Genomic DNA, 26,527 nt, shown 5'->3' with positions numbered 1-26,527 from the left:
CATCACTTAAGAATCATACCGAGCAACGACCATAATTTAGGAAATTTCCTATTTAAAACCCCTCCCCCACCTTTATTAATCACTCTAAATAGTTACAGTTTTTATTAAAATCAGTTCGCTTTTTTAATTATATTTGTCAACGCGTTACTTATCTTAAACCGCTATAAATTATTCCATTTTGTTATTTACCCCTCCCGTCATCTGTTCGAACCTGGTCAGTTTTCTTTGATTCTTTCGTTGCATTGCTAAACCGGTTCTTCTATTTTAGCTCGCCATCAGACACCGATGAACACGGGGATCGAACATGGTTAATCGCGTATGGGTGCTGGGTGACGCAGTCGTCGACCTGGTGCCTGAAAATTCAAACAGTTATCTTAAATGCCCCGGCGGTGCTCCGGCCAATGTGGCCGTCGGCATCGCCCGCCTGGGCGGCAACAGCGGCTTTATCGGCCGGGTGGGTCAGGACAGCTTCGGCGCTTTCCTGCAACAGGTACTGAGCGAAGAACAGGTCGACATCGGCCATATGTCACAGGACCCAGACCACCACACCTCTACCGTGGTGGTGGATCTTGATCTGATGGGTGAACGCTCCTTCACCTTTATGGTCAGCCCGAGCGCCGATCTGTTCCTGCAACCCGAGGATCTGCCTGATTTCAAAGCAGATGAATGGCTGCACGTCTGCTCTATCGCCCTGTCGCAAGAACCCAGCCGCAGCACCACCTTCACCGCGATGGAGAACATCAGGGCGGCCGGCGGCTGGGTCAGCTTTGACCCAAACATTCGTGAAGACGTTTGGCGCCAGCCGGAAGCGCTGCGCCCCTGCTTGCAAAAGGCGTTATTGCTGGCTGACGTGGTGAAGATCTCGCTGGAAGAACTGAGTTTTATCAGCAATATCGGTGAGTTGGAGAGCGGTATCGACTGGATGATGCAGCGCTACCCACTGCGTTTGTTGCTGGTGACGCTGGGCGGCGACGGCGTCTGCGTGCATGACGGCAAACAGATCCGCCACTTCCGCGCCCCTTCAATCACCCCGGTCGATACCACCGGTGCGGGTGACGCCTTTGTCGCCGGTCTGCTGGCCGCGCTGGCACACATCGGCGCTTTGCCACAGGAAGAGCAATGGCCGGCAGTGATCGCCCAGGCCCAGGCCTGCGGGGCGCTGGCCACCACCGCCAAAGGCGCTATGACCGCCCTGCCGCATGCCGACGAGTTACAGGACTTCCTGCGTCGCTAACCCGATAGCGGTGAGTCTGACCCAATGCCACTGGGTATTGGGTGTCTCCCCCACTTTCATCTCCGGTACGTAATTTGCGGACTCGATCACAATAGCTGAATCGGGTTAGCAAACTTGATTGCCAGTCGTCGTTCAACTCTCTATCTTTCTCCGTGAAAAACCGGTTTAGCAATTTAGCAAAAAATAATAACAACCTTCCCGGATGATAGAAAATCATGAAAAAACTAGGCTATCTGGCAGTCACTACAGGGCTTCTCATCTCTACCTCTGCGGCAGCAACGGGTGCCAATACCAGTATCGAAGCCCGTCTGAATGCGTTGGAACAACGGCTGCAACAAGCCGAACAACGCGCGACGCAGGCTGAAACGCGTGCCACGGCGGCGGAACGCAAGGCACAACAGTTGGAATTACGCACCGCCAACACCGAGCAACAAACTCAACAGGTTGTTCAGCGCACCGCGACGCTGGAAACCCACGCCGCACCGGCCGGCAAGCTGCAACTCACCGGCCTGACCGACCTGAAACTGTACGGCGACGTCGAGTTCAACCTGGACGGTGCCAGCCGCAGCGGCCAGCTCACCTCGCTGAAAAGCAGCGACAACAAAGACTGGAAACCGGGCAATAAAGAACGCTGGGATATCAACGGCCGCATTCTGGTCGGTGTAGACGGCTACCGACGCAACCCGGACGGCAACTTCTCCGGTTTCAGCGTGCAGCCGCTGGCCGACATGACCGGTAAAATGAATCTCGACGATGCCGCCTTCTTCTTCGGTAACGAAAAGAACTGGCAGACCAAGATTGGCCGTTTTGAAGCCTACGACATGTTCCCGCTCAATCAGGACACCTTCATCCAGTATTCCGGCAATACCGCCAACGATCTGTATGCCGACGGTTTTGGCTATATCTACATGATGAAAGAAGGTCGTGGCCGTAGCAGCAGCGGCGGCAACCTGATGCTGAGCAAGTACGCCGGTAACTTCTACTTCGAGCTCAATACGCTGGTGGAAGACGGTACCTCACTGTTCCAGGATCAGGCCTACCACGGCAACAGCTTGGATAATAAGAAAAATGTCGCCTATCTACGACCGGTGATCGCCTGGAAAAAAGACCAGCTCAGCGCGGCGGTGGCGATGGAAAGCAACGTGGTCAACAATGCCTATGGCTATCACGACAGCCAGGGGCAATTCGTCGACCAGTCCAAACGTAACGGCTACGGCATGACCCTCAGTTGGAACAACACTGCCGCCAACCCGGACAACGGCGTGGTCGCCAACCTGAGCACCGCCTACCTGGACGCCTCTGGCGAGCAGGACCTGACCGCCGGTATCAACGTACTGTGGCGTCGCTTTGAAGTGGGTTATATCTATGCCCACAACAACATCAAAGAGTTCAATACCGCCGGTATGAGCGCCGACATCAGCAACCCGCTCAGCGAGCCGGGCAAATATGACATTCATACCATTCATACCTCGTACCAGATACCAAACATCATGAATATGAAGAACTTTAACCTGTATCTCGGGGCCTACGTCTCGATGCTGGAGGCCAATGCAGATAACAAAATTGCCAACGCCAGCAACGATCAGCGCTACGGCGTGCGTGCCCGGTTCAAGTACTTCTTCTGACGCTGATGAGCAGATTTCCGCCGCAAAACACAGCGGCGGCATTTTTATTTATTAAGGGAGTGAACATGGACATTACCGCAACCGCTAACGCGCTATTGCCGCTGCTCGGCGGCAAAGACAACATTGCCAGCGCCGCCCACTGTGCCACGCGCCTGCGCCTGGTGCTGATCGACGACAGCAAGGTGGACAAGGTGGCAATCGGCAAGCTGGAGGGGGTGAAAGGCTGCTTTAGCAACGCCGGGCAAATCCAGGTGATTTTCGGTACCGGGCTGGTCAACAAGGTACACGCGGAGTTTATCAAGGCGGCTGGCGTCAGCGAATCGAGCAAGTCTGAGGCCGCCGACATCGCGGCGAAAAAACTCAACCCACTGCAGCGTATTGCTCGCCTGCTGTCGAATATCTTTGTGCCGATCATCCCGGCTATCGTCGCCTCCGGCCTGCTGATGGGCCTGCTCGGCATGGTGAAAACCTACGGCTGGGTCGATGCCGGCAGCGCTATATTTGTGATGCTGGATATGTTCAGTTCGGCGGCATTTATTATTTTACCGATCCTGATCGGCTTCACCGCCGCGCGTGAATTTGGGGGTAACCCCTATCTGGGCGCTACGCTCGGCGGCATTCTGACTCATCCGGCGCTGACCAATGCCTGGGGCGTCGCCAGCGGTTTTCACACCATGGATTTCTTTGGGTTGCAGATTGCCATGATCGGCTATCAGGGTACGGTGTTCCCGGTGCTACTGACGGTGTGGTTTATGAGCATGCTGGAAAAACAGCTGCGCAGAGTGATCCCCAACTCACTGGATCTGATCCTGACGCCGTTCCTGACGGTGGTGATCTCCGGGTTCGTCGCCATGCTGTTTATCGGCCCGGCCGGTCGCGCGCTGGGTGATGGCATATCCCTGGTGCTCAGCACGCTGATCGCCCACGCCGGTTGGTTTGCCGGCCTGCTGTTCGGTGGCCTGTATTCCGCCATCGTCATCACCGGCATTCACCACAGCTTCCATGCCGTCGAAGCCGGGCTGCTCGGCAACCCGAACATCGGCGTTAACTTCCTGCTGCCGATCTGGTCGATGGCCAATATCGCTCAGGGCGGTGCCTGTCTGGCGGTCTATTTCAAAACCCGCGACGCCAAGATCAAAGCCATCGCGGTGCCTTCGGCCTTTTCCGCCATGCTCGGTATTACCGAGGCGGCGCTGTTCGGCATTAACCTGCGCTTTGTGAAACCCTTCCTGGCGGCGCTGGCAGGCGGTGCGCTCGGCGGGGCCTGGGTGGTGGCCAATCACGTCGGCATGAACGCGGTCGGGCTGACGGCGATCCCGGGGCTGGCCATTGTGCAGGCCAGTTCTCTGGTCAGCTATATTATTGGTCTGGTGATCGCCTTCGGCAGCGCCTTTATTATCTCGTTGCTGCTGAAATACAAAACGGACAGCGAATAATGGAAGAACTGAATTTAATGAAGCATGCCGCTCAGGCGTTGATGAGCGGCATGCCACAGGCGCTGCGCGATCCGCACCGGCCGGCGTGGCACCTGGCGCCCAGCGTTGGGCTACTTAACGATCCCAATGGTTTTATTCAGCATAACGGCGTCTTCCACCTGTTCTATCAGTGGAACCCGCTGGGTTGCGATCACCGCAACAAATGTTGGGGCCACTGGCAGTCGACGGATCTGGTCAACTGGCAGCATCAGCCAGTGGCACTGGTGCCGGGAGCCTGCTACGACAGCCACGGCTGTTATTCCGGTTCGGCAGTGGTGGCCGAGGGCAAAATCATGCTGGCGTATACCGGCAACGTCAAATACCCCGACGGCTCCCGCACCGCTTACCAGTGCCTGGCGCAAGAAAATACCCAGGGTGGCTATGACAAACTCGGCCCGGTGTTGCCGCTGCCGCCGGGCTATAGCGGCCACGTGCGCGATCCCAAAGTCTGGCGTCATCAGGAAGACTGGTACATGGTGCTCGGCGCTCGTGACCTGCAAGACCGTGGCAAAGTGCTGCTGCTGCGCTCCGCCGATCTGCGCAACTGGCAACTGCTGGGCGAGATTGCCGGTTCACGGCTGAACGGCATCGGTGACTTCGGCTATATGTGGGAATGCCCGGACCTGTTCACGCTGGACGATACCGAGGTGCTGATCTGCTGCCCACAGGGGCTGGCAGCGCAGGCCGAGCGTTATCTCAACCTTTATCAGGCGGGCTATCTGACCGGCAAGCTGGATTATCGGCAGGCCAGGTTCGAACATGGCGCCTTCCAAGAGCTGGATCTCGGGTTTGAATTCTATGCGCCACAAACCACCCAGGCCGAAGACGGCCGCCGGTTGCTGGTCGGCTGGATGGGCGTGCCGGAACAGGACGAGGATGATCACCCGACGCTGCAGTACGGCTGGATCCACATCCTGACCTGTCCGCGCGAACTGTCGCTGCATCACGGCAAGCTTTACCAACAGCCGGCGCGCGAACTGCAACAATTGCGTGGTGAAAGCCGGCAATGGCAGGGGATCGCCGACGAAGCGCCATGTTGGCCAGTCGGCAGCGCGGAACTGCTGCTGACGCCAGAAGGGGCATTCAGCGCCGACTTTGGCGGGGCGATGACGCTGCTGTGGGACGGCACCCTGCTGCGACTGACGCGTAATAATCTGCGTACCGGGCAGCCGGAACATCGCTACTGGCGCGGCAACCTGACTCACTTGCAGATTTTGTTTGACCGCTCCAGCGTGGAGATTTTTATCAACCACGGCGAGGCGGTGATGAGCGCACGCTACTTCCCCGACCCGCAACCACAATTGCAGTTGAGCGGTGAAAACCCATTGGCGCTCGAGCACTGGTCGCTGACGCCATGCATGCTAGAATGACGCATCCTTCCATGAATTCAGATGCCGTCAGTGAAAAAAAATAAACGCATTACCATCAGTGATATTGCCGCACTGGCCGGCGTGTCAAAATCGACCGCCAGCCTGGTGCTTAACGGTCGCAGCAAGGAATATCGGGTGTCAGACGACACCCGCGATCGTATCCTGGCGCTGGCCGGCGAGCACCACTACCAGCCCAGCTTCCACGCCCGTTCGCTGCGATCTTCCCGCAGCCATACCCTTGGGCTGGTAGTGCCGGAAATGACCAACTACGGTTTTGCGGTAATTTCACGCGAGCTGGAAACCCTGTGCCGCGAGGCCGGTTTGCAGTTGCTGATCGCCTGCACCGATGAAAACCCGGCGCAGGAAATGATGGCGGTGAACAGTCTGGTACAACGCCAGGTCGACGGCCTGATTGTCGCCTCCAGCCAGCTTAACGATGCGGAATACCAAAAGATTAACGCCGGTCTGCCGGTGGTACAGATGGACCGGCTGATCATCGGCTCCGACCTGCCGCTGGTGATCACCGACTCGCTAACTTCGACCGCCACGCTGGTGGAAAACGTCGCGCGCCAGCATCCGGACGAATTCTATTTCCTTGGCGGCCAACCCCGTATTTCACCCACGCGCGATCGGCTGGCCGGTTTCCAGCTCGGTCTGGAACGGGCCGGGGTGGTGTGTAAACCAGAGTGGATCATCAACGGTAATTATCATCCCAGCTCCGGCTACGAGATGTTCGCCCAACTCTGTGCGCAGCTTGGCCGTCCGCCCAAGGCGCTGTTTACCGCCGCCTGCGGCCTGCTGGAAGGGGTACTGCGTTACCTGAATCAGCACCAGTTGATGGAAAGCGACCTGCATCTGTGCAGCTTTGACGATCACTACCTGTTCGACGGCCTGACGTTAAAAATCGATACCGTGGCGCAGGACTGCCGCGCCCTGGCCCAACACAGTTTTGACATGGTTAGCGCGCTGATTGACGAGCGGCCATTAGAGCAGAACGCGTTATACCTGCCGGGCAGCATCCATTGGCGCCACGCCGGTTCGAAGGCATTGCTCGGCCAGCCTTAGGCTTTTCTTTTTCCCGGTTAAGGAACTCATCATGAGTCGTGAGATTAATAAAGATACCCAGCTGTGCATGTCACTGGCCGGTCGCCCAGGTAATTTTGGCACCCGTTTCCACAACTACCTGTACCAGGAGCTGGATCTCAACTTTATCTACAAGGCCTTCACCACCCAGGATATTCAGGCGGCGGTGGGCGGCGTGCGTGCGCTGGGCATTCGCGGCTGCGCGGTATCGATGCCGTTCAAAGAGAGCTGCATTCCTTTCCTGGACGAGCTGGATGCTTCCGCCACCGCGATTGAATCGGTCAATACTATCGTCAATGATGAAGGCTTCCTGCGGGCTTACAACACCGATTATATCGCCATCGCCAAACTGCTGGTGCAGCATCAGATCCCAACGGAAACCTCCTTCGCCCTGCGCGGCAGCGGCGGTATGGCGAAAGCGGTCACCGCCGCGCTGCGTGATGCCGGTTTCAAAAATGGTCATATCATCGCCCGTAACCCACAGGCAGGTAAGGCGCTGGCAGAGGCCTACGGCTATCAGTGGCAGGCAGAGGTCGGTGATTTAAGCGTAGATATGGTCATCAATGTGACGCCCATCGGCATGGCTGGGGGAACAGAAGCCGAGCAGTTGGCCTTTGCACCCGCGACTATTGCTGCGGCGAAAATCGTGTTTGACGTGGTGGCACTGCCGGCGGAAACCCCACTGATCCGCAACGCACGTGAGCAAGGCAAACGGGTGATTACCGGTGCAGAAGTGATTGCGCTGCAAGCGCTGGAACAGTTTGTGCTTTATACCGGCGTGCGCCCTACCGACAAACAGATCGCCCGCGCGGCAGCCCATGCTCGCGGCTGAATAAGGCTGGACGTTGGGGGCTGAGCAGATGAGCCAGCCCTCAACGCCCTAACGAATTGTTAGCCCCATTAGTCACTTCCGTTATCTACCATCCGTTGGTATTTAGCCCGCATACGTTCAAAAACTTCCTCCGCCGGGACTCCCTCACCACTTTCTATTCCCTGTGCAATAGCCACTCGCAGTTGTTCGATTTTCATCGCCTGCTCATGTTCTTCGAGCAGACGCAGACCCGCCCGTATTACTTCGCTGACGTTGCCGTAACGCCCGCTGTCAATTTGCTCATGAACAAATTTCTCAAAATGAGGGCTTAAAGCAATGCTGGTTGGCATAGCCGACTCCAGAAAGTAGTGTTAGTTACTATCTATTAGTATTTTCATTTGCCGGGGGTACGTCAAGCAATTGTACAAAATTCAGGCAATAAAAAAGGGCGCCTGAGCGCCCTGCTTAACCTTGCAGATGTCAGCCCGCTACTTGGCGGTGCCTTCCATCCCCACCAGCCCCACCTTCAGGTAGCCGGCTTTACGCAGCGTATCCATCACGCTCATCAGCGTTTCGTAGTCCACGGTCTTGTCCGCCTGGAAGAAGATGGTGGTCTCTTTGTTCGCCTGAGTTCGCTGATCCAGCACCGACGTCAGTTGATCGGCACTGACCGCCTGTTCGCCAACGTAGAGCTGCTTATCCGCTTTCACCGACAGGAACACCGGTTTTTCCGGGCGCGGCTGCGGTTTGGCTGAGGAAGCCGGGAGATCGACACGGATATCTACCGTTGCCAGCGGCGCGGCCACCATAAAGATGATCAACAGCACCAGCATGACGTCGATAAACGGCGTCACGTTGATTTCATGCAGTTCGCCGCTGTCGTCCAGATCTTCATTTAAGCGCATCGCCATAACTCACCCCACCCGCAGTTGCTGTGAATGCTGTGAACGTTTGGCTTGTGCCGTGGCGGCCAGATCCAAGTCGCGCCCCATCAGCAGCAGCACCTGCGCAGCCACGTCGCCCACCTGAGCGCGATGACCGCTGATTACACGGGCAAAGATATTATAAATCACCACCGCCGGGATCGCGGCGACCAGCCCCAATGCGGTTGCCAGCAGCGCTTCAGCGATGCCGGGTGCAACCACGGCCAGGTTGGTGGTTTGCGAATGAGCGATGCCGATAAAGCTGTTCATGATGCCCCAGACGGTGCCGAACAGGCCGACAAACGGCGAGATGGCACCGATGGTCGCCAGGAAACCATTGCCACGGCCCATGTTACGGCTGTAGCCCGCAACGCGACGCTCCAGGCGGAAACCGGTACGTTCCTTGATGCCGTTGTTGTCGTTAGATTCCGCCGACAGCTCCAGTTCGTTCTGCGCATCGCTGAGCAATACGGAACTGATGCTCTCGTCCGAGAAATTCTGTGCCAGCTCGGAGGCTTCATCCAGCGAGCGGACATTGGCCAGCGCCAGCTGTTCGCGGCGCAGACGGCGCTTGGCGCGGAACAGTTCGCTGCCCTTGGAAAACAGGATGGTCCAGGTGACGATGGACGCCAGCACCAAACCGATCATCACGATTTTCACCACGATGTCCGCATGCTGGTACATGCCCCAGACGGACAGGTCCATACCGCGAGTTTCCGGCGGCTGGATGGTCGGTTGCGGATTCAGCGGGGTGATACTTTCCGGTGTGGCTGCGGCGGGCGCAGAGGCCGGAGCAACGCTCTGGGTAACGGCCGGATTAGTCGCCGGTGCAGCCTGAGCGCTACCGGCCAGACCCACTACCAATACCATTGAAGCTAACAGACCACGGCCAAATGCCTGGCCCCATTGCGCCCGGCCCTGACCGAACGATCCTTGATTTAAATGCTTGCCAGCCGTTTTCACGCTGTGCCTCCACCCGTTACCGAACAAAATTGAGGAATAATTCAGCGTGCGATCATATCAAACCAATCAGGGATTGATAGTAGTTCTCATTATTATTTACCAAATAATCGGCAAAACGACGCCACCCGAACGGGTAAATCGGCATTGCTTTTACATTTAGCGGTTAAAACGTCTGGATGGCTATCATATGTCATGCTAACTTAAGGGCTATCGCAAATCCCCCGTGAAGACCAAGCCAAAGGTGAGCCCGCTCCTATGACGTCAAAAAACATCGAAACCACCCTGATCGGCGCAGGACGCAGCAAGCGCTACACCCAGGGCTCCGTCAATCCCGTCACCCAGCGCGCTTCTTCACTGGTCTTTGATTCGGTGGCGGCCAAAAAGCACGCCACCGCCAAACGGGCACATGGCGAACTGTTTTATGGCCGGCGCGGCACCCTGACCCACTTCGCGTTACAGGATGCGATGGTTGAGCTGGAAGGCGGCGCAGGTTGTGTACTTTACCCTTGCGGCGCGGCGGCGGTTTCCAACGCCATTTTGTCCTTTGTCGGCGCTGGCGACCACCTGCTGATGACCGGCTCGGTGTATGAACCCACACAGGATTTTTGTAGCCATATTCTGAGCCGCATGAACGTGGCAACCACCTATTTCGACCCGTTGATCGGTGCCGATATCGCCGGGCTTATTCAGCCCAATACCCGCGTGGTGTTTCTTGAATCCCCCGGTTCGATCACCATGGAGGTTCAGGATATCCCGGCCATGGTGCAGGCAATTCGCGCGGTGGCACCGGAAGTGGTGATCATGATCGATAATACCTGGGCGGCCGGTGTGCTGTTCAAGGCGCTGGACTTCGACATCGATATTTCGATTCAGGCTGGGACCAAATACATTATCGGCCACTCCGATTACATGCTCGGCACCGCCGTGGCAAACCAGCGCTGTTGGGATCAACTGCGTGAATACTCTTATCTGATGGGCCAGATGGTAGACGCCGATACCGCCTATATGGCCAGCCGTGGCCTGCGCACGCTGGGCGTACGCCTGAAGCAACATCAGCAAGGCAGCATCGAAGTCGCCAACTGGCTGGCCAAACGGCCGGAGGTGGCGGTGGTCAATCACCCGGAGCTGCCCAGCTGCAAGGGCCACGAGTTTTACCGCCGTGATTTCAGCGGCTGCAACGGTCTGTTTTCTTTCGTGCTGAAACAGCGTCTGAGCGACGCGCAGTTGGCCGAGTATCTGGACAACTTCAACCACTTCAGCATGGCCTATTCCTGGGGCGGTTATGAGTCGCTGATCCTGGCCAACCAACCGGAAGAGCTGGAAGCCATCCGTCCGGCCGGCGGCATCGACTTCTCCGGCACCCTGGTGCGCCTGCATATCGGTCTGGAGAACGTGCAGGATCTGATTGACGACCTCACAGCCGGGTTCGAGCGTATCGCCAACGCGCACTGATGCGCCACCTGTTGCAATGGCAACTTTATTCGCCTTGTTTAATGTGTGCTTAAGCTATTAGCGTTACACTAGCCGGGTAACTGTCAGATACGGTCAACACCGCATCCTGGGGTCGTAACTCCAGGCGCAACCGGCATGCAACAGGATATATAATGGATGTATTACGAGAGATTGTTCATGCGCTTTGGCAGCAGGACTTTATTGCCCTTGCCGATCCAAGCGTAATTTGGGTGGTTTATGCGGTACTTTTCACCACCCTGTTTTTAGAAAATGGACTACTGCCAGCCTCCTTCTTGCCCGGCGACAGCCTGCTGCTGTTATCGGGTGCCCTGATCGCCAAAGGTGTGATGGCCTTTGTGCCAACGCTGATCATTTTAACCGTTGCCGCCAGCCTCGGCTGTTGGTTGAGCTACGTACAGGGACGCTGGCTGGGTCACACCAGTCTGGTCAAAGGTTGGCTGCTGCAACTGCCTGCCCAATATCATCAACGTGCACATAATCTGTTTAACCGTCATGGCCTGATGGCGCTGGTGATCGGCCGTTTTCTGGGTTTTGTTCGAACCTTGCTGCCGACCATGGCCGGTATCTCAGGCCTGAACAGCACGCGTTTTCAGATATTTAACTGGCTGAGCGCCGTGATTTGGGTTGGCGCGGTGGTCGGCCTTGGCTACGCTTTCAGCCAGATCCCACTGGTGAAACGCTACGAAAGCCAGGTGATGACCGGGCTGATGATCCTGCCGCTGGTACTGCTGCTGGTAGGGCTGCTGGGTGCCATGCTGGTTATCTGGCGTAAAAAGCGCGCTGCCTCTTCCTGATCGGCTTGCGGGCGGCAATAGCCGCCCCCTACAGCGCTTTTTCAACCTGTGCCAGACTGGGGGGCAACTTGCTCACCAGCGTATCCACCGCCAGACGTACCTTCAACGGCAGATGTGGCGTTTGCGGCCATACAGCGTGAGCCTCAAATGACATGCCTGGCCGATCGCGCATCAGCCTGACCAATTCCCCTTTCAACAACGATTCCCGCACCAGCCAGCATGGCAACCAGGCGATACCAAACCCGGCCACCGTGGCATCTGCCATCGCCTGCAGGTCATCCATCTGCAGACGCTTGTTCGGCATCACTTCCTGCACTTTGCCGCCGCTATCCGGGATCAGCCAGTTACGCACCACACCGGCGCGCATGTAGGTCACCGCATCATGTTGAGTCAGCTGTTCAAGGCTTTTCGGCTCGCCATACTGCTGCAGGTATTCCGGCGCCGCACACAACGTCATACGGTGATCGCCAATGCTCCGCGCCACCAGTCCGCTGCTGCTGGGCAACGCCCCGTTACGGACAGCCAGATCAAAACCGTCCTCAATCAAATCCACGATGCGATCGTTGAATGACAGCTCCAGCTTCAGCCCGGGGTGCTCCCGCGCCAGGCCGGTTAACAGCGGCGCAATGCACATGCGGCCGAACAGCACCGGCATCGACACCCTCAGCCTGCCGCTGACCTGCTGTTTACCCGACTCCAGCAGTGTTTCTGCGGTGCGGATCTCTTCCAGCGCCCGTAAGCAACGTTCATAGAACAGAGCGCCGTCGTCGGTCAGACTCAAACTGCGGGTGGTTCGGTGAAACAGGCGCACAGCCAATCGCTGCTCCAGACGGGCAATGGTTTTCCCCACCGCCGAACGTGAAAGGTGCAGCCGACTGGCCGCCAGCGCGAAGCTGCCCGCCTCCACGGCGGTGACAAACACCGAAATACCGTTCAATCGGTCGGTCATGTTTTGTAGTCCTTAGGGAAACAATCAGAGGAAATCTTATCGCCACTGGCGAACTTCAATCAACGATAATATCCACAGGTCTGTTTACCACTGACTTTGGAGTCAATCATGACCAAAACCATGCAACGCTGGACCATGGACGCCCTCGGACGTCAGCACCTGAAACTGAGCGAAAGCGCCATTCCGCAACCGGGGCCACATGAGATTAGAGTGAAAGTGAATGCGGTATCGCTTAATTACCGCGATAAGTTGATGATCGAAACCGGTATGGGGCTGGAGCTGCCACAGCCGTTTATTCCAGCCTCCGACATGGCCGGTGAAGTCGACGCAGTTGGCGCCGATGTCAGCCGTTTCCGGCCGGGCGAGCGGGTAATTTCCACCTTCAGCCCCGGTTGGATAGATGGCAAACAGAAGCCCTATGGTAATGCGCGCACTCCACCTTACCGTACACTGGGCGGTTTTTATCAGGGCATGTTGGCGGAATATGTGGTGCTGCATGAGGACTGGCTGGTGGCCGCCCCCACCTCGCTGGACGACGCGCAGGCCAGCACCCTGCCCTGCGCCGGGCTGACCGCCTGGTTCGCGCTGGTGGAACAGGGCCACCTGTTCTCTGGCCAATCAGTGCTGGTACAGGGCACCGGCGGGGTGGCGCTGTTCGCGCTGCAAATCGCCAAACTGCACGGTGCCGAGGTGTACGTCACTTCCAGCAGCAACGAAAAACTGGCGCGAGCCAAGGCGTTGGGGGCCGATCACGGCATTAATCGCCTGGAGGGCGATTGGGTAGAGACGCTGTATCGGTTAACACAGGATCACGGCATCGACCACGTGGTCGACACCGTTGGCGGCCCTAACCTCGGCAATTCGGTTCGCGCCGTCGCCGTGCAGGGACGCATCTCGGTGATTGGTGCGCTGGAGGGTTTTGAGGTCTCGGCCCCTGCCGGACCACTGCTGCTAAAATCGCCGGTGATCCAGGGGATTGGCGTCGGCCACCGCCGCGCACTGGAAGATCTGGTACGGGCGGTGGATGCCAATGGCTTGCAACCGGTGATTGATCAACGCTATCGCTTTGACCAACTGCAGCAGGCACTCGATCATCTCGATCGCGGGGCGTTTGGCAAAATTGTACTGACGCGCTGAGTTACCGCCCCGGCTGCGGGATTAGCCCTCCATCATTAAAGGAGGGTTATCGCGCAGTCGGGCCACTTCGTCGCTTGGCGTCACGCCAAAGAAGCGTTTGAATTCACGACTGAACTGCGAAGCGCTCTCATAGCCGACGCGGATCGCCGCGGTGCTGGCTTTCAGGCCGTCATGCACCATCAGCAGGCGCGCCTTGTGCAGCCGATAGGACTTCACATACTGCAACGGCGAGGTATTGGTCACCGCCTTAAAGTTATGGTGAAACGCCGAAATGCTCATATTCACCTCCCCCGCCAACTGCTCAACGTTGAGGCTGTCGGCATACTGGTTTTCGATGCGTCGCAGCGCCTTGGCGATTTGGCTGAAGTGGGTATGGCGATTGACCAGTTCCTGCAACGACGTCCCGCAGCTGCCACGCAACACGTGGTACAGAATTTCGCGCACAATCTGCGGCCCCAATACCCGTGCATCGAGCGGCTTGGCCATCACATCCAGCAGGCGTTCGGTAGCGCACAACAGCTCTTCCGACAGCTCCGCCAGATTAACCCCGCTGCTTTCTCTGCGCGGTTTCATCAGATAGTCGTCATCGCCGATGTCGATCAACAAATCCTGCAGCATCTGGCTGTCGATATTCACCGACAGTCCCACCAGCGGCTGTTCCGGGCTGGCAAAGGTTTCACATTCGAACGGCAGCGGTACCGTCATCAACAGGTAGTTACGCGGATCGTACTGAAACACCCGGTTGCCGCAGTAACCCACTTTGTGGCCCTGGAAAATGATCACCACCCCAGGTTCGTACATCACCGGCTGACGCGGGCAATGGCGATCCACATAGAGGATTTTCACCAATGGCACTGGCGAAGGGGTATAACCGTTGCTCTCGGCAAAGCCGGCCGCCTGGCGCGCCATACGACCGCGCAGTTCATCGATTTCACTCACGGAAACACCCTCTTACACTAAGAACAATTCGGCATAAATAATAGTTTAAAACTCTGCTTTTCTACAACGCCTTGTAGGAATAGGCAAGACTCGGGCAGAAATGAGCATTGTGCTGCGGGGCCAGGTTACTGACAATACACCCCAGATATTTTGCGCCACCCGGCGCTTGCCTTATGCAGAAGAGAAATCAACCATGCAAAACTTTATTCTTCATACTCCAACCAAAATCCTGTTCGGCCAAGACCAAATCGCCGGCCTGGCGCAGCAGATCCCTGCCGATGCACGCATTCTGATCACCTACGGTGGCGGCAGCGTGAAGAAAAACGGCGTGCTGGATCAGGTTTATTCCGCACTGGCGGGTCGCAACGTGCAGGAGTTTTCCGGTATTGAACCTAACCCAACCTTCGAAACACTGATGAAAGCGGTCGAGGTGGTGCGTGCAGAGAATATCGATTTCCTGCTGGCCGTCGGTGGCGGTTCGGTGGTTGATGGCACCAAGTTCATCGCCGCCGCGGCCCACTATCAGGCGGATAGCGACCCATGGCATATCCTGAAAACCGTCGGCAGCGAAATCAAAGGCGCAGTGCCGATGGGTTGCGTACTGACACTGCCGGCAACCGGTTCTGAATCCAACAGCGGCGCGGTGATCACCCGTAAAAGCAGCGGCGACAAACAGCATTTCTTCTCGCCATACGTTCAGCCACTGTTTGCGGTACTGGATCCGGTCGTGACCTATTCGCTGCCACCGCGCCAGATCGCCAACGGCGTGGTCGATGCCTTTATCCACACCATTGAGCAGTACCTGACCTATCCGGTCGATGCAAAAGTACAGGATCGCTTTGCCGAAGGCCTGCTGCTGACGCTGCTGGAAGATGGTCCGCGTGCGCTGGCCGAACCGGAGAACTATGCCGTGCGCGCCAACGTGATGTGGAGCGCCACCATGGCATTGAACGGTCTGATCGGGGCCGGCGTGCCGCAAGACTGGGCAACCCATATGCTGGGCCACGAGTTAACCGCCATGCACGGTTTGGATCATGCCCAGACGTTGGCCATCGTCCTGCCGGCACTGCTGAACGAGAAAAAAGCGCAGAAACGCGAAAAACTGCTGCAGTACGCCGACCGCGTCTGGGGTCTGCGTGAGGGCAGCGAAGACAGCCGTATTGACGGTGCTATTGCCGCCACCCGCGCCTTCTTCGAACAAATGGGCGTGCCAACCCGCATGGCCGATTACCAGCTCGACGGCAGCTCGATCCCGGCACTGCTGGATAAGCTGCATCAGCACGGTATGACCGCACTGGGTGAGCATCAAGACATCACCCTGGAAGTCAGCCAACGTATCTATGAGGCCGCGCGTTAATCGCAAACCTGCGATTGACTGTCAGGCTTTAATTTCAGTCTCTTGCGCCCGAGCGATCGCCGGGCGCAGTAACCAGCACTATTCCGATATCGCTGAAATTTGCTTAGCGAACTCAGCACCACCCCGATTTGCCAACTAGAATTTATTGATAGCCGTTCCTGGTGCATGCAGCACCGGGCAATCCGTTAACCAGGAGATACGCATGACAACGCAACAACCCATCATCAAACTCCACGATGGTAATCTGATGCCGCAGTTGGGTCTCGGCGTTTGGCAGGCGAGTATTCCAGACACCACCCAGGCGGTGCTCAAGGCGCTGGAAGTGGGATATCGTTCGATCGATACCGCTGCGATTTACAAGAACGAGGAAGGGGTCGGTGCTGCACTGCAATCCGCCTCGGTGCCGCGCGATGAGCTGTTTATCACCACCAAGCTGTGGAACGACGATCAGGGTGACCCACAGGCCGCCCTGGAAACCAGCCTGGAAAAACTCAAGCTGGACTATGTCGATCTGTATCTGATCCACTGGCCGAAACCGCAGCAGGATCAATATGTGGATGCCTGGCGTGGGCTGATCAAGCTGCGTGAACAGGGGCTGGTGAAAAGTATCGGGGTCTGCAATTTCCATACCCCGCATCTGCAGCGCCTGCTGGACGAAACCAGTATCGCGCCGGTGATTAACCAGATTGAGCTGCACCCGTTGCTGCAACAACGCCAGTTGCGAGCCTGGAACGCAACGCACCACATCGCTACCGAATCCTGGAGCCCACTGGCACAGGGTGGCGAAGGGGTGTTCGACCAGCCGGTGATCAAACAGCTGGCGGAAAAATACGAGAAAACCCCGGCGCAAATCGTGGTGCGCTGGCACCTGGACAGCGGTCTGATCGTGATCCCTAAATCGGTCACGCCATCCCGCATTCGTGAGAACTTTGAGGTGTTTGATTTCAAACTGGATAAAGACGAACTGAGCGATATCGCCCAACTGGATATCGGCAACCGTCTGGGGCCGGATCCCGACTCACTGTAATGCTACCCAGCCCTCTCTTTCAAGAGAGGGCTATTTTATTCCCCGTTACAGTTGCTCGCCGTTGGTGGCGATCACCCGCTGATACCAGCCAAAGCTCTGCTTCTTCTTGCGTGCCAAATTGTTGTCGTGATCGACATACACAAAGCCGTACTGCTTTTGATATCCGTTGAGCCAGGAAAGCAGATCGATAAACGACCAGGGATAGTAACCGCGCACATCAGCACCCAGCTCGATCGCGGCACCGATCGCCTGAATATGATCGCGCAGATAGTCAATGCGCGGTTGATCGCGCACTTCCCCCTCGACAATCGGATCCTTGGCACCCAGCCCGTTCTCGGTGATGTAGATCGGAATGTTGCCGTAGCGTTTGACGATGCGACCAATGGCATCGGTCAGCCCCTGCGGGTAAACCTCCCAATCCCAGTCGGTGTAAACACCGTTCGGGTTGCGCACCAGTTTAAACAGCCCCTTAAAGCCCAGTTCACGTCCGCTGCCCTTCTGGCCACTGGTGTTGATCGCGTAACCCTCAACGTCGTCGTTATGTGCCACCATTTCGCGCTTGTAGTAATTAAGGCCGATAAAATCGACGATATTGCCCTTCAGCAACGCCTCATCACCCGGCGCAAAATGCGGTACGCCAAAGGCCTGCTGCGCCATCGCCAACAGCTCTGCCGGGTATTCCCCCTTCAGTACTGGATCGTACAGCCAATGGGTAAAGATCCCCTCGGCTAACTCGCAGGCGCGGCGATCTTCTGGCGAGTCGCTGATCGGATCGTTGGGTTGCAGCACGTTGACGAAGCCGATCTGACCGTTGATCTTCATTTCACGGAAGCTTTTCACCGCGCTGGCATTGGCCAGGAACACATGGTGGCAAGCCTGAATGCCCTTCTTCGGATCGGTCAGCTTGGGTGGATGCGCCCCGGTGATATAACCCATACCAATAAATACGATGGTTTCGTTAAAGGTCGACCAGAGTTCGACGCGGTCGCCAAAACGCTGATAGCACAGACGGGCATATTCATCGAAAGCCTCGACGATCTCACGCGATTCCCAACCGCCAAATTCATCCTGCAGCGCCTGCGGCAGATCCCAGTGGTACAGGGTGATCATCGGTTTGATGTTGTGCCTGAGCAACTCGTCGATCAAGTCACTGTAGAATTGGATCCCGGCTTCGTTGACCTCGCCCCGCCCCTGCGGCAACAATCGTGGCCAGGAGATCGAAAATCGGTAGGTCTGCATCCCCAGCTCGGCCATCAGCGCCACGTCTTCGCGGAAACGGTGGTAGTGATCGACCGCGACGTCACCGTTGGTGCCCTGATAGGTCGTACCGGGTAGATGGGAGAACAAGTCCCAGTTGGACAGGCCTTTGCCGTCGGCATCAAAGCCGCCCTCAACCTGATAAGACGCGGTCGCCGCCCCCCACAGGAAATCCTTCGGAAATACGCTCATTGGTTTTGCACCCCGTTCTGCTCCAGTAATCGGTAAATTCTCACCAGTTCCTCCACCAGATCGCGCGCCAGCATGGCGTTCATGATGTGGTCCTGCGCGTGCACCATAATCAGATTGACCGGCAGCTTGCCTTCCCCCTCGTCAAAACCGATCAGCTCGGTCTGGGTGGCATGAGCGCGCTTCGCCGCCAACTGCGACTCCGCCAGCAAAATATCTACCTGATCCCACTGATACTTCCGCGCCGCGTACAGCGCCTGCATGGCGCAACTGCGTGCCTCACCGGCGTTGATGATCAACTCCATGACTGCCGTTTCCATATCCATCATTCGGTGACTCCCTGCGTTGGTTCAATCTGCTCGGCTTCGCTCACTTCCTGATCCAGCAACTGCTGCTCATAGACCTTGAAGAACGGGTAGTAAATCAGCGCCGATACCGCCGCCAACAGCAGCACCAGCAGTGCGGCACGGAAATCCCAGCCGGTGGCCCAGGCGGCGCCAATCGGTGCCGGTGCCGTCCAGGGCACTACCGAGATCACGCGGCCAATCAGATCCAGCTTCACGGCCGCATAGGCAATGATCGAATTGACGATCGGTGCGGTGATAAACGGGATAAAAAAGGTGGGGTTCATAACGATCGGCGTACCGAAGATCACCGGTTCATTGATATTGAAACAGCTCGGCACCAGGCTCAGCTTGCCGATCGAACGCAGGTGCGCCGAACGGCTGCGCAGGTAAAGCAACACCAGCCCAAAGGTCGCGCCGGATCCGCCGATGACGATAAAGAAGGTCCAGAAAGCTTCCATAAAGATATGCGGCATTGGCTGGCTCGCGGCCAAGGCATCCTGATTGATGCCCAAATTGGTCAGCCAGAATGCCTGCAGCATACCGGAGACGATCACCGCGCCATGAATACCGGCGAACCACAATAAATGGCCGATCAGTACCGCCAACAGGATCGCCGGCAACGAGTCGGCGGCGGAAATCAGCGGCTGGAACAGCGCCATGATCGCCTGCGGCAACAGTAAATTAAACTGGTGCTGCACCAGCAGGCTGAGCGGGTACAGGGTGATCACTACCGCCAGGATCGGGATCAGCAAATCGAACGACTGTTTGATCTTGGCCGGCACCTGTTCCGGTAATGAGATGCCGATATTGTGCAGCTTGAGAAAACGGATCAGTTCGGTTGTGTAAACCGCCACCAAAATGGCGGTGAAGATCCCCACGCCCCCCAACGCAGCGGTCGGCAGCATCTTTTCGGTCTGCGGCGCGGCGACCAGCAAAAACGACATCAGCGCCAGCATCGCCGCCATAAAGGGATCGAGTTTATAACTCTGTGCCAGGTTATAAGCGATGGCGGCAGTAATATAAATCGACATAATCCCCATGGTCATATTAAACGGGGTAAGAATAGCGACCTGATGTTTTTCCGCCGCACCCAGCCACCATTGAGCTATTCCCCAACTGCTGTCGGCCGAAAAAGGCGGGTAGGCAAATACCAGTAAAAATGAGCCGACGATCATAAACGGCATCGCGGAAATAAAACCGTCGCGGATCGCCATAATATGTCGCTGGGTCGATAATCTTCCGGCAATGGGACTGATGCGGTTTTCAATGAAATTGAATGCGGCCTGGCTGATACTCATGGTTCAACCCTCGGGACGTTCTGAGTCAATGGTCACAGGGCGAGAAAGCCGGCGGCAACAGGCTGCAGCAGGCGCCCAGGTGGGATTAGTGTTGCGCGAGCATCGTTAAGGCTTCGGCGAGAATTTTATCGCCGCGCATCATGCCATAATCCATGCTGTTGATAACCGCGATCGGTTTATTTTCCCTGTCGGCAATCTTTTTAAAATCGGCCAACTTATATTTAATCTGTGGCCCAAGCAGGCAGCATTGGTAATTCGCCAGCGTGGTTTCAAACTCATCAATGCCCACGGCAATAATATCCACCTCAATACCCTGCTGTTCGGCGGACTTTTTCATTTTACTCACCACCATGCTGGTGGACATACCGGCGGCGCAGCATAAGAATATTTTTTTCATTCGTTCTCCTGTTGCCAATAGGTGCAAATCAGTCAGTTGAGAAATGAGTATGGTTTCAAAAACGAAAAAACAGCAACCGGTTTCAGTAACCGGTTACTGGGTTTGAGCGGGTTCTGTGAAGAAGATCCGAATTTTAATTTTCGGGCTTAAAGCGCTGAATAACTGAGCCGCAAGACCTGACTGAAACGCTCCCCCTTGACCAGACGTCGCAGCCCACCCAGCCCCAGCATGTTATGGCCATTGGCCGCATGCGTCATCGGCTCCAGGCAGAAGAACTCGAACTGGTAACCCGGGCTGAAGGCCGGATCGGAAATAAACATAAAGTACACCGGGCAGGCAGGTTCGGTGTTCATTTGCAGCCTGAGCCCCTGCTCCGGCCAATGAATGCTTGCCTGACCATTCCAGCCGCTAAACCCGTTATTCAGCCAGCGACGCGGTAACGCGGCCAGGCGGTTGAAGTCCATGTCCTCGCCAAGCGGTACCTGTTCACCCGGCAGCCACTCTTCGGCCTCCAGCCAACAGGCATCCGCCGGTGCCTGCAGCCGGGTATGCGGCGTTAAGGGGAAAAAAGGGTGCCAGCCCAATCCGTAGGGCATCGGGTTTTCGCCGCGATGCTCCACGGTCAATTCCAACCTGAGTTGCTGCCGCTCCAGGGTAAAACACTGATCGACCCGGTACTGATAAGGCCCTTGCCGGTGCTGATAACGCAAACGGAGGAAATCGCTGCGTTGCTCAATGCACTGCCATGGCTGCAGCCAACCATCGCCATGCAGGTAATGCCTATCTCCAGCCGTATTGGCGCTGAGCACGTAGTCTCGCCCTTCGAAACTGAACCGATTTTGGTTCACCCGGTTACCAAAGGGAACCAGCGGAAAACAACCCGCCTGCTGCGCCGGGGTGGTTGCATTGAGCGCTGCAGGCCGCAGTAGCGGGATCTCCCGCCCTGCGCTGCGCGCAGCCAGTTTAAGTACGCTGCCGCCCAATGAGGAAACCACCAGCGACAGGCTGTCGTTATCCAGGTAAAACATCGCCATATCGCCTCCCGATTCAGATTATGAATTTTCGCGGCTGATGGCCGGCACCAGTTGCTCTTCCAGTGCCTCCAGCGTAATGCCTTTGGTTTCCGGCACTCTGGCGTAGATGAACAACGCACCGGCCAGACAAATGCCGCCATACAGCAGGAAACTGCCCGCCGCGCCCAATGCCGCATTCAGCAGTGGGAAGCTGTAGGTCAGCACAAAGCAGGCCACCCACAGGGCAAAGGTGCCCGCGGCCATTGCCGCGCCGCGAATGCGGTTGGGGAAGATTTCAGACAGCAATACCCAGGTGACCGGTGCGAGAGTGACGGCATAGATAGCAATGGCGACCAACACCAACAGCAACACCGGCAACCCCAGCAAACCATAGGCGTAAGCCGCCGCCATCAGCAGGTAGATCGCCGTTAATCCACAGGCACCAATCAACATCAAGCGGCGACGACCAATGCGATCCACCAGCGGCAGGGCCAGCAAGGTGAAGATCAGATTGATCAATCCGGTGGCGACGATCGACTTCAGGGTATCGTTAATATCAAACCCTGCCGAAGCGAAGATCTCCTGCGCATAGTTGAAGATCACGTTGATACCGCACCACTGCTGGAAAACCGCCAGCACAATGCCAATCACCAGCACCGGCCGTACGTCGCTGCGCAATAACGCGCGGAATGGCACCTTGCCACTGTCCTTGCCCAAAGTCTGACGGATCTCCGCCAGCGTTTGCTGTGCATATTGCTCGTTGCCAATACGCCGCAATACACGCTGTGCCTTTTCATGACGCCCGGCTTTCGCCAGCCAGCGCGGGGACTCCGGCACCACCAGCATCAACAGCAGGAAAGCCAGCGCCGGAACCAGTTCGGCACCGAACATATAACGCCAGCCAATTTGCCCATTCCAGCTGGCCAGCAGATCGGCCTGGCTGGCATTGGCCGCCACCGGATCGGCGATCAACAGATTGATCAACTGCGCCGCCAGCACCCCAATCACAATGGTCAGTTGGTTCACCGCCACGAAGCGGCCGCGCTGGGCTGCCGGGCTGACTTCGGCGATATACATCGGCGACAGCGCCGAAGCCAGGCCAATACCGACACCGCCGACAATGCGATACACAATAAAGGCGTCAAAACTGGTGGCCATGGCGGTGCCCCAGGCGGAGATCACGAAGGTTAGCGCGGCGATCGCCAACGGCAACTTTCGGCCAAAACGATCCGACAACAGGCCCGAGATCAGGGCACCAAAAATGCAGCCCACCAGCGCTGAGCTCATCGCCCAGCCGGACTGCGCGGGATCGGTAATGCCGAAATAAGCCTCGTAGAACGGCTTGGCACCGCCGATCACCACCCAGTCATAGCCAAACAACAGGCCACCACAGGCGGCAACCAGGCAGATAGTCCAGACATAGGGCATGTTCAGTTTATTATTGTTCGTCACATCCGTTCTCCTTCTGGCATCAGCTCGCTAACGCGTCGGCCAGTACACTGAATAGACGCGCTTTGTCATGCGCAGGATTGCAAGCCAGCAACGCTTTCAACGTCTGCTGCGCCGCCGTTAACTGCCCTAACCCCAGTTGGGCCAGCGCCGCCACCAACAGGCAATGCTGTTGGTGCGCCTGCTGCAGGTCGTTGTCCAATGCCATCAGGTCCGGCAGCGAAACCGCGAAGAAATCGGCACCGGGCACCTGCCCGGACTGCTGCTGCACCCACAGCTGCATTTGCCTGAACAGCTGTTCGGCCTGGGCTGACTGCCCCAGTTGTTTGAGTGCCATGCCGCGATAGAACAGATAGTCCACCGGTTGATCGTTGTAGTAACGGCTTTGCGTCAGGTCACCCTGCCCGACGCAGGCCTGCTGCCAGTAGCCGGCGGCGGCGTCAGAGTCACCTTGCCGGGCGGCACAGATGCCGAGCCAATAGTAGAGATCGTTATCGCTTTGCCCGGCCAGCCGCCCTTCCCCCAGATTGTGCGGGTAGTGCAAGGCTGACAGCAGCCAGGCCTGCGCCTGCTGTGGCTCACCCTGCTGTAGCGCCTGAAATGCCAACCGCTGCAGGTTGATCAGGTACTGGCCAGTGACCTTGCCTTCTCCGCCTTCCCACGGGTGGAACTGCCGCTGTTGCAGAGCCTGTTGCGCCTCACGCAACCGGCCGCACTGGTTGTACAGGCTCAGCAGTTCGGCGGTGAGGTCGTCACGCCTGGCCACCACCGGCAGGTGTTGCTCCAGCAAGGCCAGCCGTTGTTCAGGCGCGGCCCGAAGATGCTTATTCAATTGATCCAGTTCGAACAACAGCCGGGCATCGTCGGGCTGTAGCCTGAATGCCCGTTGCAGATATTCCAGCGCAACGTCATGCTGCTGGAGCTTGTTGAAGCTGTAGATCCCCAGATTGCGCCAGGCATCGGCAAACCCCGGTTGCCGTTCGACGCAGCGCTGCCACAGTGCCACCGCCTGCGAGTAGTTGCGTTTGCTGTAATGAAAACACCCCAACAGGTACTGCGCAAAATCGCACTCCGGCAATTGGCTCAGCATCTGTACTTCGTTCAGGGTATTGGGGAAGCGCACCTGTCGGCTAAAGCTGTCACGCGCCTGCGCCAGCAACTGCTGGTATTCGCTATCGCTGACCTCGCCTTTGCGCAAGCTGGCCAGCAGATAAAGCGGCAGGCTTTCCTGGCTGTCGAGCAGCGTCAGCAGTTCAATCGCCTGCGGTTTGGCCCCCCATTCACAGAGTTGACCGGCCATGGTCAGCGCATTGATGCCACGGCAACCGGTCACCGTACGCAACCGCTGTAAATCGGCCGCTTCGCGGGTTTGCGCATAGCGCAGGTAATACAGGCTGTAATGCAACGGGCGGGCAGCCAGTTGCTGCGCAATATAGGCCAGGCTCTGTTCCCCCTGTCCCAGGCGCTGCAACAACCATGCCTTGAGAGCGATCAACGGATAATGGCTGGCATTAACGCTCAGGCTGCTTTCGCAAAACTCCAGCGCCTGCGAATTATCCCCGCGCCGCGCCGCCACTCGAGCCAGGCCGTAGAAGCCGCCCGGTTTGCCATTGCCGCTCCAGATTGCGCGGTAGAAATCTTCATAGGCTGTGCTGTCGTCACCCACTTGCTCATGCGCGCAGCCGCGGATCAGGCTGGCCAAGCCGCACTGTGGGTTACGGTTAAGGTGGTGAGCGCGCGCCAGCGCATCGTCAGCATAGGCAATGGCACGTGCAAAATTGGCGCGGTTATATTCCAGCGTCGCCAGGGCCAGATTGCAGCGATAATCAAGCGGATCCAGCGTCAAACCGCGCTGGTAATAGTCGAATGCCGAACGGCTGGCATGGTTGTATTGCTCCAGATGCTGGCCGATAAACCAGGCCTCATCGGCACTGCTGATTTGCCCGGCCAGCGGCGGTGCTTTGGCCGGCTGCGGCAACTCTGCCGCCGGATCGGCCTGATGCTGACGATAGCTGAGTACGCAGCCCCCCTGTGAGTCCAACAATTCAATCGTCAGGCGACCTGGGAAATCACCGGTCATGGTCTCCATCAAGGCCGCGCCGGGGTTGAGATCGATACGGCGGTCGAGCAATAGCTGTTGGTCACTATCACTGCGGACCACCAGCCGATACTGCGCCAGCGGCGCAACCGCATACAGCCCCCACACCAGTTGTCGCCCGTCACTTTCCAACTTTAGCGCCGCCCGGGTGTTGGCGTTCTGCACCATACCGAGGGTGTTGTAAGGCAGGAAATTCTGCACGAAGCATTTTTCTTCATAGGCATCGAGCCAGGTGAAATCCGGCTGGTTATCGGTGTAGACCCCGGTCATCAGCTCAATGTACGGGCCATTGTTGTCGGTCAGATTGCGATCCCAGGCCTGACCAAACTCGCCGTGGCCCCAGCTCCATTGCTTCTTGCCGGGTGACACATGGTGATCGGCGATATGCAGCAAACCGCCCTGTTCATCGTGGCTGTAGGCCCCGACGAAGTCATAGTCGGACTTATGCGCCATATAAGACGTCGGCACCGGGATATTCTTGTAGCGTGAAATATCCACCCCGGCCGAGTAATCCACCTTGTAGTAGGTGCCGGTAGCGATAGGGAACGAGGAGACATCGCGCTTGCCGTGGTCAAAAACGGCGGTCACATCCGGTGGGAACACGCTTTGGTGATCGTCGCCGCCCTTCACTGCCGGGTTGGCCCACCAAAGGAAATGGCGCGGCGTCGGGTTGGCGTTAAAGATCCTGGCGCTGATTTCGATCAGCGCGCGGTCAGGATACAGAGTGAAACCGGCCATCACCTGCAGGCCGCGCATCGGCTCCACTTCCCCCAGCCAGACGGTCTGCGCGCCGTTATCATGCTGTTGAATCTGGCAGTCCACCGGCATGTAGGTGGTCGGGCGGTGGTGCTGCGGCCAGTTAAACTCGATGCCCCCGGAGATCCACGGCCCCAACAGCCCCACCAACGCCGGCTTGACCACCTCGTTGTGGTAGACAAAATCACGCTGCTGCACTTTGTCGTAGGCCCGATGAATACGCCCGCCCAGCTCCGGCAGCAGCATCACGCGCAGGTAGTCGTTTTCCAGATACACCGCCTGATAGCGGCGCAGGGATTTTTCACCGCTCAGGGTATCAATCACGCCATAAGGGTAAACCGCGCCGGAAGATCCCTGATAGACGCGATTTTCCAGGAACATCGGGTGCGAGTCCTGTTCGCCGGTGCCGTAGGTGGGTAATTCAACCTGTTCTTGCCAAACCTTGACTGTCCCGTGCATGCTTTCCTCTCTAAAAATACTGAACATTGCGTTTCAGGCAGTCTAGATGACGGGATTGATGACTTTATGCGCTACCATCACGCAATACACTAAACGGAGTTTAT

The 26,527-nt window shown here is 57.3% G+C and carries 22 protein-coding genes and 1 pseudogene; 11 read left to right on the top strand and 12 right to left on the bottom strand.

The features are described from left to right. The first annotated feature begins 304 nt into the window (after positions 1 to 304). The 6 genes from FCL49_RS17675 (at position 305) to FCL49_RS17650 (ending at position 7,619) form a co-directional block, all read left to right on the top strand. A complete protein-coding gene (locus FCL49_RS17675) occupies positions 305 to 1,234 on the top strand; it encodes an aminoimidazole riboside kinase (RefSeq protein ID WP_174354542.1) in 930 nt (309 codons plus the stop codon). A gap of 215 nt (positions 1,235 to 1,449) precedes the next feature. Next, positions 1,450 to 2,859, top strand: a complete 1,410-nt coding sequence (locus FCL49_RS17670; protein WP_174354541.1) for a carbohydrate porin — start codon at positions 1,450 to 1,452, stop codon at positions 2,857 to 2,859. Between the two features lie 65 nt (positions 2,860 to 2,924). Further along, complete coding sequence (locus tag FCL49_RS17665) at positions 2,925 to 4,295, top strand: sucrose-specific PTS transporter subunit IIBC (protein WP_174354540.1); 1,371 nt, start codon at positions 2,925 to 2,927, stop codon at positions 4,293 to 4,295. After that, the gene (locus tag FCL49_RS17660) at positions 4,295 to 5,704 is read left to right on the top strand and encodes a sucrose-6-phosphate hydrolase (RefSeq protein ID WP_174354539.1); all 1,410 of its coding nucleotides are present in this window, start codon (positions 4,295 to 4,297) and stop codon (positions 5,702 to 5,704) included. The genes FCL49_RS17665 and FCL49_RS17660 overlap by 1 nt, the downstream gene beginning before the upstream one ends. A gap of 21 nt (positions 5,705 to 5,725) precedes the next feature. After that, positions 5,726 to 6,769 (top strand): substrate-binding domain-containing protein, encoded by a 1,044-nt coding sequence (locus FCL49_RS17655; RefSeq protein WP_135318049.1) that lies wholly within the window; start codon positions 5,726 to 5,728, stop codon positions 6,767 to 6,769. Between the two features lie 31 nt (positions 6,770 to 6,800). Further along, positions 6,801 to 7,619, top strand: coding sequence for a shikimate 5-dehydrogenase (locus FCL49_RS17650; RefSeq protein ID WP_174354538.1), 819 nt, complete (start codon positions 6,801 to 6,803; stop codon positions 7,617 to 7,619). A 68-nt stretch (positions 7,620 to 7,687) separates the two neighbouring features. Here the strand turns inward: FCL49_RS17650 and FCL49_RS17645 are convergent, their stop codons facing one another. The 3 genes from FCL49_RS17645 to exbB form a co-directional block, all read right to left on the bottom strand. Next, entirely contained in the window at positions 7,688 to 7,948 is a 261-nt protein-coding gene (locus tag FCL49_RS17645; protein ID WP_135318052.1) for a type II toxin-antitoxin system ParD family antitoxin, read from the bottom strand. 138 nt (positions 7,949 to 8,086) lie between these two features. Continuing rightward, positions 8,087 to 8,509, bottom strand: coding sequence for a TonB system transport protein ExbD (exbD, locus tag FCL49_RS17640; RefSeq protein ID WP_085119216.1), 423 nt, complete (start codon positions 8,507 to 8,509; stop codon positions 8,087 to 8,089). 3 nt (positions 8,510 to 8,512) lie between these two features. Next, on the bottom strand, positions 8,513 to 9,484 hold the full coding sequence (gene exbB / locus FCL49_RS17635) for a tol-pal system-associated acyl-CoA thioesterase (RefSeq protein WP_174354537.1): 972 nt from the start codon (positions 9,482 to 9,484) through the stop codon (positions 8,513 to 8,515). 255 nt (positions 9,485 to 9,739) lie between these two features. Here exbB and metC point away from each other — a divergent pair, with 255 nt between their 5' ends. Together metC and FCL49_RS17625 are read left to right on the top strand one after the other, a co-directional pair. Further along, positions 9,740 to 10,936 (top strand): cystathionine beta-lyase, encoded by a 1,197-nt coding sequence (gene metC, locus FCL49_RS17630; RefSeq protein WP_174354536.1) that lies wholly within the window; start codon positions 9,740 to 9,742, stop codon positions 10,934 to 10,936. 152 nt (positions 10,937 to 11,088) lie between these two features. Beyond that, positions 11,089 to 11,751 carry a DedA family protein gene (locus FCL49_RS17625; RefSeq protein ID WP_174354535.1) on the top strand — a complete coding sequence of 221 codons (663 nt, stop codon included), beginning with the start codon at positions 11,089 to 11,091 and terminating at the stop codon, positions 11,749 to 11,751. Between the two features lie 28 nt (positions 11,752 to 11,779). Here the strand turns inward: FCL49_RS17625 and FCL49_RS17620 are convergent, their stop codons facing one another. Further along, a complete protein-coding gene (locus FCL49_RS17620) occupies positions 11,780 to 12,700 on the bottom strand; it encodes a LysR family transcriptional regulator (protein WP_174354534.1) in 921 nt (306 codons plus the stop codon). A gap of 108 nt (positions 12,701 to 12,808) precedes the next feature. Here FCL49_RS17620 and FCL49_RS17615 point away from each other — a divergent pair, with 108 nt between their 5' ends. Further along, positions 12,809 to 13,837, top strand: coding sequence for a zinc-dependent alcohol dehydrogenase family protein (locus tag FCL49_RS17615; protein ID WP_174354533.1), 1,029 nt, complete (start codon positions 12,809 to 12,811; stop codon positions 13,835 to 13,837). A 21-nt stretch (positions 13,838 to 13,858) separates the two neighbouring features. On the opposite strand, the gene FCL49_RS17610 is transcribed toward FCL49_RS17615, so the two are convergent. After that, entirely contained in the window at positions 13,859 to 14,746 is an 888-nt protein-coding gene (locus FCL49_RS17610; RefSeq protein ID WP_217434482.1) for an AraC family transcriptional regulator, read from the bottom strand. A gap of 223 nt (positions 14,747 to 14,969) precedes the next feature. On the opposite strand from FCL49_RS17610, the gene yqhD reads away from it, so the two are divergent. Further along, the gene (gene yqhD, locus FCL49_RS17605) at positions 14,970 to 16,133 is read left to right on the top strand and encodes an alcohol dehydrogenase (protein ID WP_174354531.1); all 1,164 of its coding nucleotides are present in this window, start codon (positions 14,970 to 14,972) and stop codon (positions 16,131 to 16,133) included. A 202-nt stretch (positions 16,134 to 16,335) separates the two neighbouring features. Beyond that, positions 16,336 to 17,160 (top strand): 2,5-didehydrogluconate reductase DkgA, encoded by an 825-nt coding sequence (gene dkgA / locus FCL49_RS17600; protein WP_174354530.1) that lies wholly within the window; start codon positions 16,336 to 16,338, stop codon positions 17,158 to 17,160. A gap of 45 nt (positions 17,161 to 17,205) precedes the next feature. On the opposite strand, the gene FCL49_RS17595 is transcribed toward dkgA, so the two are convergent. The 7 genes and pseudogenes from FCL49_RS17595 to FCL49_RS17565 form a co-directional block, all read right to left on the bottom strand. Beyond that, positions 17,206 to 18,609 (bottom strand): GH1 family beta-glucosidase, encoded by a 1,404-nt coding sequence (locus FCL49_RS17595; protein WP_174354529.1) that lies wholly within the window; start codon positions 18,607 to 18,609, stop codon positions 17,206 to 17,208. Next, complete coding sequence (locus FCL49_RS17590; protein ID WP_037416601.1) at positions 18,606 to 18,935, bottom strand: PTS lactose/cellobiose transporter subunit IIA; 330 nt, start codon at positions 18,933 to 18,935, stop codon at positions 18,606 to 18,608. Before FCL49_RS17590 ends, FCL49_RS17595 begins: the two co-directional genes overlap by 4 nt. Continuing rightward, positions 18,932 to 20,251 (bottom strand): PTS sugar transporter subunit IIC, encoded by a 1,320-nt coding sequence (locus tag FCL49_RS17585; RefSeq protein ID WP_174354528.1) that lies wholly within the window; start codon positions 20,249 to 20,251, stop codon positions 18,932 to 18,934. The genes FCL49_RS17590 and FCL49_RS17585 overlap by 4 nt, the downstream gene beginning before the upstream one ends. An 85-nt stretch (positions 20,252 to 20,336) precedes the next feature. Then, positions 20,337 to 20,648 carry a PTS sugar transporter subunit IIB gene (locus FCL49_RS17580; protein WP_174354527.1) on the bottom strand — a complete coding sequence of 104 codons (312 nt, stop codon included), beginning with the start codon at positions 20,646 to 20,648 and terminating at the stop codon, positions 20,337 to 20,339. 146 nt (positions 20,649 to 20,794) lie between these two features. Next, entirely contained in the window at positions 20,795 to 21,682 is an 888-nt protein-coding gene (locus tag FCL49_RS17575; RefSeq protein ID WP_174354526.1) for an aldose 1-epimerase, read from the bottom strand. Between the two features lie 18 nt (positions 21,683 to 21,700). Continuing rightward, positions 21,701 to 23,116 (bottom strand): annotated as a pseudogene (locus FCL49_RS17570) (sugar porter family MFS transporter); the annotation flags it as partial. Positions 23,117 to 23,132: 16 nt separating this feature from the next. After that, positions 23,133 to 26,423 carry a DUF5107 domain-containing protein gene (locus FCL49_RS17565; RefSeq protein ID WP_174354525.1) on the bottom strand — a complete coding sequence of 1,097 codons (3,291 nt, stop codon included), beginning with the start codon at positions 26,421 to 26,423 and terminating at the stop codon, positions 23,133 to 23,135. Between the last annotated feature and the right edge of the window lie 104 nt (positions 26,424 to 26,527).

It is taken from the genome of Serratia proteamaculans (genome assembly GCF_013337185.1).
GTDB classification, from domain to species: domain Bacteria; phylum Pseudomonadota; class Gammaproteobacteria; order Enterobacterales; family Enterobacteriaceae; genus Serratia; species Serratia proteamaculans_D.
This window is presented reverse-complemented; position numbering and strand designations above follow the sequence as displayed.

Excerpts from the sequence above, each read along its gene's own strand:
- dkgA (WP_174354530.1), top strand. The coding sequence starts at position 16,336 with ATGACAACGCAACAACCCATCATCAAACTCCACGATGGTAATCTGATG.
- yqhD (WP_174354531.1), top strand. The coding sequence starts at position 14,970 with ATGCAAAACTTTATTCTTCATACTCCAACCAAAATCCTGTTCGGCCAA.
- FCL49_RS17580 (WP_174354527.1), bottom strand. The coding sequence starts at position 20,648 with ATGAAAAAAATATTCTTATGCTGCGCCGCCGGTATGTCCACCAGCATG.
- metC (WP_174354536.1), top strand. The coding sequence starts at position 9,740 with ATGACGTCAAAAAACATCGAAACCACCCTGATCGGCGCAGGACGCAGC.
- FCL49_RS17565 (WP_174354525.1), bottom strand. The coding sequence starts at position 26,423 with ATGCACGGGACAGTCAAGGTTTGGCAAGAACAGGTTGAATTACCCACC.
- FCL49_RS17575 (WP_174354526.1), bottom strand. The coding sequence starts at position 21,682 with ATGGCGATGTTTTACCTGGATAACGACAGCCTGTCGCTGGTGGTTTCC.
- FCL49_RS17625 (WP_174354535.1), top strand. The coding sequence starts at position 11,089 with ATGGATGTATTACGAGAGATTGTTCATGCGCTTTGGCAGCAGGACTTT.
- FCL49_RS17620 (WP_174354534.1), bottom strand. The coding sequence starts at position 12,700 with ATGACCGACCGATTGAACGGTATTTCGGTGTTTGTCACCGCCGTGGAG.
- FCL49_RS17645 (WP_135318052.1), bottom strand. The coding sequence starts at position 7,948 with ATGCCAACCAGCATTGCTTTAAGCCCTCATTTTGAGAAATTTGTTCAT.
- FCL49_RS17665 (WP_174354540.1), top strand. The coding sequence starts at position 2,925 with ATGGACATTACCGCAACCGCTAACGCGCTATTGCCGCTGCTCGGCGGC.
- exbD (WP_085119216.1), bottom strand. The coding sequence starts at position 8,509 with ATGGCGATGCGCTTAAATGAAGATCTGGACGACAGCGGCGAACTGCAT.
- FCL49_RS17660 (WP_174354539.1), top strand. The coding sequence starts at position 4,295 with ATGGAAGAACTGAATTTAATGAAGCATGCCGCTCAGGCGTTGATGAGC.
- FCL49_RS17650 (WP_174354538.1), top strand. The coding sequence starts at position 6,801 with ATGAGTCGTGAGATTAATAAAGATACCCAGCTGTGCATGTCACTGGCC.
- FCL49_RS17670 (WP_174354541.1), top strand. The coding sequence starts at position 1,450 with ATGAAAAAACTAGGCTATCTGGCAGTCACTACAGGGCTTCTCATCTCT.
- FCL49_RS17585 (WP_174354528.1), bottom strand. The coding sequence starts at position 20,251 with ATGAGTATCAGCCAGGCCGCATTCAATTTCATTGAAAACCGCATCAGT.
- FCL49_RS17610 (WP_217434482.1), bottom strand. The coding sequence starts at position 14,746 with ATGGCGCGCCAGGCGGCCGGCTTTGCCGAGAGCAACGGTTATACCCCT.
- FCL49_RS17615 (WP_174354533.1), top strand. The coding sequence starts at position 12,809 with ATGACCAAAACCATGCAACGCTGGACCATGGACGCCCTCGGACGTCAG.
- FCL49_RS17655 (WP_135318049.1), top strand. The coding sequence starts at position 5,726 with ATGCCGTCAGTGAAAAAAAATAAACGCATTACCATCAGTGATATTGCC.
- FCL49_RS17595 (WP_174354529.1), bottom strand. The coding sequence starts at position 18,609 with ATGAGCGTATTTCCGAAGGATTTCCTGTGGGGGGCGGCGACCGCGTCT.
- FCL49_RS17675 (WP_174354542.1), top strand. The coding sequence starts at position 305 with ATGGTTAATCGCGTATGGGTGCTGGGTGACGCAGTCGTCGACCTGGTG.
- FCL49_RS17590 (WP_037416601.1), bottom strand. The coding sequence starts at position 18,935 with ATGATGGATATGGAAACGGCAGTCATGGAGTTGATCATCAACGCCGGT.